Source organism: Paenarthrobacter sp. CM16 (assembly GCF_013179505.1).
In the GTDB taxonomy this organism is placed as follows: Bacteria; Actinomycetota; Actinomycetes; order Actinomycetales; family Micrococcaceae; genus Arthrobacter.
This window is the reverse complement of record NZ_JABMCX010000211.1, coordinates 1-8,420: the sequence shown is the minus strand read 5'-3', so window position 1 is coordinate 8,420 and position 8,420 is coordinate 1. Positions and strand designations below refer to the sequence as shown.

General features: G+C 59.6%; 7 protein-coding genes and 1 pseudogene. 7 read left to right on the top strand and 1 reads right to left on the bottom strand.

The annotated features are described in order from the left end of the window. A pseudogene (locus tag HP499_RS16995) lies at positions 1-422 on the bottom strand (haloacid dehalogenase type II); the annotation flags it as partial. A 336-nt stretch (positions 423-758) separates the two neighbouring features. On the opposite strand from HP499_RS16995, the gene HP499_RS16990 reads away from it, so the two are divergent. From HP499_RS16990 to HP499_RS16960, 7 genes are all read left to right on the top strand, one after another. Next, a complete protein-coding gene (locus tag HP499_RS16990; RefSeq protein ID WP_172325391.1) occupies positions 759-1,679 on the top strand; it encodes an ABC transporter substrate-binding protein in 921 nt (306 codons plus the stop codon). A gap of 44 nt (positions 1,680-1,723) precedes the next feature. Continuing rightward, positions 1,724-2,620: an amino acid ABC transporter permease gene (locus tag HP499_RS16985; RefSeq protein WP_172325390.1), complete on the top strand. Its 897-nt coding sequence runs from the start codon at positions 1,724-1,726 to the stop codon at positions 2,618-2,620. Further along, positions 2,617-3,384, top strand: a complete 768-nt coding sequence (locus HP499_RS16980) for an amino acid ABC transporter ATP-binding protein (RefSeq protein WP_172325389.1) — start codon at positions 2,617-2,619, stop codon at positions 3,382-3,384. Before HP499_RS16985 ends, HP499_RS16980 begins: the two co-directional genes overlap by 4 nt. 2 nt (positions 3,385-3,386) lie before the next feature. After that, on the top strand, positions 3,387-4,520 hold the full coding sequence (locus HP499_RS16975) for an FAD-dependent oxidoreductase (RefSeq protein WP_172325388.1): 1,134 nt from the start codon (positions 3,387-3,389) through the stop codon (positions 4,518-4,520). Between the two features lie 78 nt (positions 4,521-4,598). Then, positions 4,599-5,852, top strand: coding sequence for an aspartate aminotransferase family protein (locus HP499_RS16970; protein ID WP_172325387.1), 1,254 nt, complete (start codon positions 4,599-4,601; stop codon positions 5,850-5,852). A 26-nt stretch (positions 5,853-5,878) separates the two neighbouring features. Beyond that, entirely contained in the window at positions 5,879-7,333 is a 1,455-nt protein-coding gene (locus HP499_RS16965; protein ID WP_172325386.1) for an NAD-dependent succinate-semialdehyde dehydrogenase, read from the top strand. Between the two features lie 39 nt (positions 7,334-7,372). Further along, positions 7,373-8,065, top strand: a complete 693-nt coding sequence (locus tag HP499_RS16960) for a GntR family transcriptional regulator (protein WP_172325385.1) — start codon at positions 7,373-7,375, stop codon at positions 8,063-8,065. The last annotated feature ends 355 nt before the right edge of the window (positions 8,066-8,420 follow it).

The window sequence follows — 8,420 nt, the reverse complement described above, 5'->3', positions numbered from 1 at the left end:
ACGGAGTGGAAGTTTGCGCCGAGCTTGGGAATGCTGATGTCCAGGAAACTGGTGTCCGCGTTGGACAGAGCCACAAGCTGGTAGTTGTCGCCCATGAGCTTCAGCGGGGCCGGCACGTCCTCGTGGGCAACCCAGCCGCGGACAGCGTCGGCAAACGCCGCGCCCGCACCTTCGGTGGGACCAAAGCCCCAGCGCTTGCACACACGATCAAAAGAATCCTGAAGGATCTGCTCATAGGGCTTGTAGTCCCCCAGCACCTCGTCGAACCGGTATCCGCGGAACTGCTTCTTGAAGGTGGGCCACTGCTCTTCAGAGATACGCCCATCAAGCAGGCGCCGGGTGGTGGGATCGATGTCGAAGTTGATCAGCGTGCCGTAGATGTCAAAGGAAATGTACTTCGGCCTGGGGGTGGTCTCTGCCATGTCGATTCCGTTTCTTGTAGGGAGATAGAAGCGGGCGGGCCGCCTGTAAAGGTGTCAAGAGGGGCGGGATTTCACCGCTAACACTGCCGGGGAAGCCACAAGCTTCTGGGCTGATGACTCGACTGTAGGCCGACAAATTGTCAATTGTCAACAGTTTGGCGACCAAGATCCTCCTCAACTCCCGGCCAACCAGGATTGCAAAAAAGTTTCTGTAAATTGTTGACAATCTACTGTTGAGGGCGTTGCATTGCAGTAGATAACGGAGAGATCCGGATCACATTTGAACCTAAGACTTCTTCCTTCCCCAACCAGACTCCCCCCTCGAAGGGAACCACCATGAAGACTCGAAACAAGGCGCAGACTGCAGCTGCAGGATTGGCCGTTCTCCTGGCGCTGAGTGCGTGCGGAGGAGCTGCCAACAGCGACTCCGCACAGAACAGCAAGAAAGCCAACACCACCGACATATCCGAAGGCGTTCAGCCGGACGCTGCTGCCGTGGCACTCTTGCCGCAGTCCATCAAGGACAAGGGCGAACTCACAGTTGCCATGGATCTGCACTACCCGCCCACCACCTTCCTCGCCGAGGACAATACAACCGCGATCGGCTTGAACCCTGATGTCGCCAGGCTCATTGCCAAAAAGCTCGATCTGAAATTGAAGTTCGTGGACACGAAGTTCGACACCATCGTTCCCGGGCTTGACGGCGGTCGCTTCGACTTCACGGCCACCACGATGTCCAAGACGGAAGAACGCCTCAAGGTGCTGGACATGATCGACTACTTCAAGGCCGGTAACTCTGTGGCCGTGCCCAAGGGAAACCCACTCAACCTCACCGTCGAAACACTGTGCGGCAAGAACATAGCCGTCACCCAAGGGTCCACAGGCCAGCTCAAGCGCCTCCCCGCCCTGAGCGAACGTAGCTGCACGTCAAAGGGACAGCCCGCCATCAACGGCGTGACCTTGCCCAACGTCCAGGACGCCCTGACCCAGCTGCACTCCAAGCGCATTGACGGCATCCTGTATGACACGACTGCACTTGCATGGGCCGAGAAGCAGCAGCCTGGCTCCTTTGAGCTCGTGGGCCGCGTCGAAGTGGGGTCCAGCGACCTGACCGCCATCGGCTTGAAGAAGGGCTCACCCCTGACGCCTGCCTTCCAGGCGGCGCTCCAATCCGTCCTTCAGACACCGGAGTACAAAGAGTCCCTCGATAACTGGGGCCTGGAGTCCGGAGCTATTACCGACGCCAAACTGAACTAGTGGGTGCCCCGATGAAGCAAGTGACTTTGGAAAGAAGTAAAGGGATGAACGGGTTGGATCCGGCGTTGAAACCGCGGTTGAAGCGGCGCAGCACCTTTGAATATGTTTCCTGGGTGGTGTGCATCCTGGTCGGCATCGGGGTGCTGAGTTCGGTGGCGACGAACCCCAACTTCAAATGGGATGTTGTAGCAAAGTACTTCACTCACGAATCCATCCTGCGCGGGCTGATGCTCACCATCTTCCTGACCGTGGCCAGCATGGCGCTGGGCACCCTCTTGGGATTGGGCTTGGCCATCATGCGAGCCTCCAGCATCAAACCCATCGCCACCTTGGCCGGGGTCTACATCACCATCTTCCGCGGCACCCCGGTGCTGGTGCAGTTGATCTTCTGGTTCAACCTCTCCGCCTTGTACCCGAACCTGAGCATCGGGATTCCCTTCACCGACATCGGCACCGCGATCGACACCAACGCCCTCATGGGCCCCATCACCGCAGCGTTGATCGGACTCACCCTGAACGAGGCGGCCTACATGGCTGAAATCATCCGCGGTGGATTCTCCTCAGTAGGCAAGGGCCAAATCGAAGCCGCCGATTCCCTTGGCATGAGCGGAGCCATGAAAATGCGCAAAGTCATCATCCCCCAAGCCATGCCCTCGATTATCCCCGCCACCGGAAACCAGGTCATCGGCATGTTCAAAGGCACCTCCCTGGTCTCCGTCCTCGGCGTAGCAGAACTGCTCCAAAGCGCCCAGCTCATCTACGCCCGCACCTACGAAACCATTCCCCTGCTCATCGTCGCCAGCCTCTGGTATCTGGTCATGACCATGCTCCTGAGCTACCCCCAATCAAAGCTCGAACAAAAGTACTCACACACCTCCGCCCGGGTTCCCCGGAAAGCCCGCAAAGTGACACTCACCGCACCGGAAGGCATCGCACGATGAACGCTGACGGCACCATCAACGCCCAAAAAATCCGGAAGTCCTTCGGCCCCAAAACCGTCCTCAAAGACGTCGACCTCGACATCGCCAGCGGAGAAATTTGCTGCATCATCGGCCCCTCCGGCTCCGGCAAATCAACCCTTCTCCGCTGCATCAACGGCCTCGAAACCGTCGATTCCGGCATCCTGAAAGTCAACGGCGAAGACTTTGGCTACTACGAAACCGACACCGCTTACCACGCCCTGCCACCCAAAAAGCTGGCTCTGCAACGTACCCGCGTGGGCATGGTCTTCCAGTCGTTCAACCTATTCCCCAACATGACCGCCCGCGAAAACGTCATGGCCGGCCCCGTGCTGGTCAAACACGCCGACAAAAAACAATCAACCAAACAAGCCCAGGAACTGCTCACCAGCGTCGGACTCGGCGCGTTCGGGGACCGCTACCCCGCCGAGCTCTCCGGCGGCCAACAACAACGCGTCGCCATCGCCCGGTCCCTTGCCATGAACCCGGACATCATCCTCTTTGACGAGCCCACCTCCGCCTTGGACCCTGAAAAGGTAGGCGAAGTCCTGGCCGTCATGCAGGACCTCGCCAAGAAAGGGATGACCATGGTGGTCGTCACCCACGAAATGGGCTTCGCCCGGGAAGTAGCAGACTCCCTGATCTTCATGGACGACGGCAATGTTGTGGAACGCGGGGACGCCCGGGAAATCCTCACCAACCCCAAAGAACCCCGAACCCAAGCCTTCCTCAAGCAGGTTCTCTAGCCATGGATGGAAAACTCGCGGTTATCGGTTTGGGCAGCATCGGCAGCATGGCCCTCTGGCAGGCATCCCGGCTCACTGACTCCGTAGTGGGATTCGAAGCACACTCACCTGCCCACAGTCGCAGCGCAGCAGGCGGAGACACCCGGCTCTTCCGCATGATTTACCGCGGCAACCCGGGATACTTCCCTGTCCTGGAACGCTCGCGCGAACTCTGGGCAGAGCTTGAGGCAGAGACCGGTCAGGACATCCTCACACGCTGCGGCGGGCTGTCGATCGGCACCGACTCCGGTACGTACCTCCGCAGCCTGTTCGAGACCACACGCGCCACCGGAGGCATTCACCAGATTCTCAGCCGTGAAGAGATGGCCATCCGCTACCCCCAACACAACCTCCGCGCCGACGACGTCGCCGTTTATGACCCCAACGCCGGCGCCCTCCGAACCGATCGTGCCATCACGGCAGCAGTCAGCGCGGCGGAGGCCAACGGCGCAACAGTAAACATCAACACTCCCATCGAAAGCATCACTGAAACCGACGACGGCGTCGTGATCACATCCGGCGCAAGCACTTGGACCTTCGATCGGGTCATCGTCGCCTCGGGCGCCTGGTCCCAACAACTCATGCCCGACTATCTCAAAGCGCACACCGAAACCAAGCGGATTTTCCTCTCATGGTTTGTTGCCCGTGACGCGGAACAATTCGCACCGGAGAAGTTTCCGGTCTTCATCAGGATTTCCGGGGATCGCTCCATGTACGGGGCACCGGCCATGGACGGCGTCACAGTCAAAGCCACGCTCGATGGCCGCGGGGTATCCACCCCCGCCGCCGATGGTGTGCCCCGTGACCTCAGCACAGCAGAGATTACGGAAACCATGGAGACGGTTTCCGAATTCTTTCCTGGCCTGATTCCCAGCATCGTGCGCTCGGACGCATTCCCGGACCTCTTCACCTCCGATTCCCAGCCTTTGATGGGTTTCTTCGGCGGGACCAGCCGAATCTACTCGGCCACAGGGTACTCCGGGGCCGGCTTCAAAATGGCCTCGGGCTACGGAGAAATTGCAGCCAACGAGGCACTCGGCAAGCGCTGGTGGGACGGCTTGGATTTCCTTCGACCAGAGAGATTCCACGCCTCCTAGTGGGTGCTGCTCACGCAGAGGCCTACCCTTCAATCGCGCATTGTTGACAATCTACAGTTCCTAAGAAAGTATGAACCCATGGCAACACTTAGCCCTATCCTGAAGCAGGCAACTCCCGTGGTTGTCGACCATGCGGCCGGAAGCTGGATCCACGCGACCGACGGAAAGAAATACCTTGATTTCACCACTGGGATTGGTGTCACGAGCACAGGTCACTGCCATCCCGACGTTGTAGCGGCCGCCCGCGAACAGGTGGGCAAGATTGTCCACGCCCAATACACCACGGTGATGCACAAACCCCTGCTGGAACTCACCGAGCTTTTGGGTACTGTATTGCCGCAGGGTTTGGACAGCGTGTTCTACGCAACATCAGGCTCTGAAGCGGTTGAGGCCTCCATCCGCTTGGCCCGCATGGCTACCGGCAGGCCCAACATCATCTCCTTCCAGGGTGGGTTCCACGGCCGGACTGTCGCCGCGGCCTCCTTGACCACAGCCGGGACCAAGTTCCGCTCAGGTTTCTCGCCGATCATGGGCGGCGTGCACATAGCCCCGTTCCCGCACTGGTACCGCTATGGCTGGGACGAACCCACCGCCGTCGAATTTGCGCTGAAGGAACTGGACCATCTGCTGCTGACCATCAGCACCCCCAGCGATACTGCCGGCTTCATCATCGAACCTGTCCTCGGAGACGGCGGGTATATCCCCACCCCCGTAGTATTCCTCCAAGGTTTGCGTGAACGTGCAGACAAACACGGAATCGTCTTGATCCTCGACGAGGTACAGGCCGGCGTCGGCCGCACCGGTAAATTCTGGGGACATGATTGGGCCGGAATCCTGCCCGACGTCGTCATCACCGCCAAGGGTCTTGCGAGCGGTTTCCCCATCTCCGCAATTGCTGCCTCCGCAGAGCTAATGGGAAAGGCCTGGCCAGGGTCCCAAGGCGGAACCTACGGTGGAAACGCGGTGGCGGCAGCAGCCGGCGTAGCCACCCTTGGAGTCATCAAGCGCGAAAAACTCGTGGAAAACGCCCTTCTCCGCGGCGATGAACTCCGGAGGGGGCTGGAGACATTGCAAGGCGAATTCCCAGGCATCGGCAATGTCCGCGGCCGGGGCCTGATGCAGGGCGTTGAATTCACTTCTGCAGGCAAAACCCCGGACGCGGCAACTGCGCTGGCCGTCCAGCAGGCTGCCATTAAGGAAGAGCTCCTGCTGCTCACCTGCGGGCCGCACGGAAACGTCATACGACTCATCCCAGCACTGAACGTCAGCAGTGACGAGATTCAAGTTGGCCTATCCAGGTTCTCGCAGGCCCTCAAGTCGGCCACCTCCTAATCCCCCTGATTACTGAAAGAGCCACCATGACCCCCTCCCTTGATCCCGGTTCACTACAGACAAACCTGTTTATCGACGGCCGCTGGCAGCCGGCCGCAAACGGCGCCACTTTTGCTGTTGAAAACCCCGCCACGAACGAAGTCATCGCCTACGTGGCCGACGGCAACAAGGAAGATGCCACGCTGGCCATTGAGGCCGCAGGGCGCGCCCAGGCCGGGTGGGGAAAATCCACTCCCCGTGAACGTGCGGACATTCTCCGCCGCGCATACGACCTCGTCATTGCCAACACAGACCGCTTGGCAACCATCATGACCGCCGAGATGGGCAAGCCACTTGGGGAGGCAAAGGGCGAGGTAGCCTATGGCGCCGAGATGCTCCGTTGGTTTTCCGAAGAGGCAGTACGGATCGGTGGAGACAACGCCAGCTCCGTGGACGGCAACACCCGCATCCTCATTACCAAGGAACCCGTGGGCCCCTCTGTTCTGGTGACCCCGTGGAACTTCCCCCTCGCCATGGGGGCGAGAAAGATTGCCCCGGCCGTCGCCGCAGGATGCACCATGGTGTTCAAGCCGGCAGAGCTGACGCCACTGACTTCGTTGGCGCTCGTTGAACTCTTCAAGGAAGCAGGACTTCCCGACGGCGTGCTGAACGTCGTGACGACGTCGAGCGCCTCGGGCGTGGTCCGAACCTGGACGGACAGCGGAATCGCCCGCAAGATCAGCTTCACCGGCTCTACCGAAGTGGGAAAGATCCTGCTCCGACAGGCCGCGGACAACGTCATGCGTTCCTCCATGGAGCTCGGCGGAAACGCCCCCTTCATAGTGCTCGCCGACGCGGACATCGAAAAGGCGGTAGACGGAGCCATGAAAGCCAAGATGCGGAACATGGGCGAGGCTTGCACGGCCGCCAATCGCTTCTTCGTCCACCGCTCCGTCGTGGACGAATTTGGTGAGAAGTTCGCCAAAAAGATGTCAGAATTGCAGGTGGGCAATGGCGCTTTGACGGGGACCGAGGTCGGACCCCTCATTGAGCAGAAGGGCCTGGAAAAGGTCGAAAGCCTCGTTGCAGACGCCATTTCCAAGGGTGCGCGCGTTCTGACAGGCGCTAGCCGTCCGGAAGGACCGGGTTATTTCTACACCCCCACTGTCCTGGTGGACGTCCCCACGGACGCCGCGCTGATGTCCACGGAAATTTTCGGCCCTGTAGCTGCCATTACACCGTTCGACAGCGAAGACGAAGTTCTCCGTCTCGCCAACGATACTGAGTGGGGACTGGTGGGGTACGTATTCACCGAGAGCATGGAAAAGGCTTTGCGGTTCTCAGCCGACTTGGAGGTGGGAATGGTGGGGCTGAACACAGGTCTTGTGTCCAACCCCGCAGCCCCCTTCGGCGGCGTCAAGCAGTCCGGATTGGGACGCGAAGGCGGAAAAATTGGGATTGACGAGTTTTTGGAATACAAGTACACCGCAGTAGCGGTCTAATAGATTCAATTTGCCGAAGCATGGAATGAGGGGATGTCAATGGCGGCACCGGAGGGAATGTTCGTCCTGGAGGGCCGGCCCACGGCGCAGCTGATCGCTGACCAATTGCGGGAGATGATTGTTCAAGGGGCTTTCAGCCCCGGGCAACAGGTCAATGAGTCCGCACTGGCCAGTCAGCTCAGCACGTCCAGGGGCCCGCTGCGCGAAGCACTGCAGCGACTGTGCCAGGAAGGCATCCTGGTGAGCAAGCGTAACCGCGGCGTCTTCGTCCTGGAGCTCTCCACGGACGACGTCAGGGAGATCTACGCCGTCCGGGAGGCTGTGGAACTGGCCGCCGCCAACACACTCCTGGATTCCGAGTCCGACCAGGTCACGGACACCTGCAGGGAACTCAAAGGCATCATCCGGAGCATGGCCAAACAAGTCGCGGCATCGGACTGGCAGGCAATCGCCCGGTTGGATATGCAGTTCCATACGGCTTTTGTGTCCGGCACCGGAAACACGCGCCTGATCCGGATCTATGAAACCCTGGCCGCGGAATCAAGGATGTGTATTCTCAGCCTGGAAGTGGCTTACCCGCGCATCGATGCGCTGGTGCAGGAACACCAAATGATCCTGGATCTCCTCGAAGCACGTGACCGCAGTGGCCTCCAAAAGGCCATCAAGCGTCACATGCAAAAGGCCGTGGAGGACCTCACTTCCAAACCTGAGGTCACGGGAATCACCGCTTAGGCATCATCGACATACCGAATCAAGGGAAGGGCCCGGTTCACTGAACCGGGCCCTTCCCTTGATCTATTGGTGGGCGGACCCCCAACAAGATGCCTCCCAGTACTTGCTCCACACCATATCCGACCTTCATTTCCTCAGCACGGCATACTGGTCAAAAGGAACTAAGCAACCTTATGATCTTCATTATTCGGGAAAGTCCCGAGGCTCCATCCGGACTCATGTAATGCCACTGAGGAGAACAAATGACCCCCACCCATAACCCCGCCCGGACCCGCACCACCATTCAGCGAGCAGCGCAGATAGTCGGAGCGGTCTTTCTCCTTGTAGGGGTCCTCGGCTTCATTCCGGGGATTAC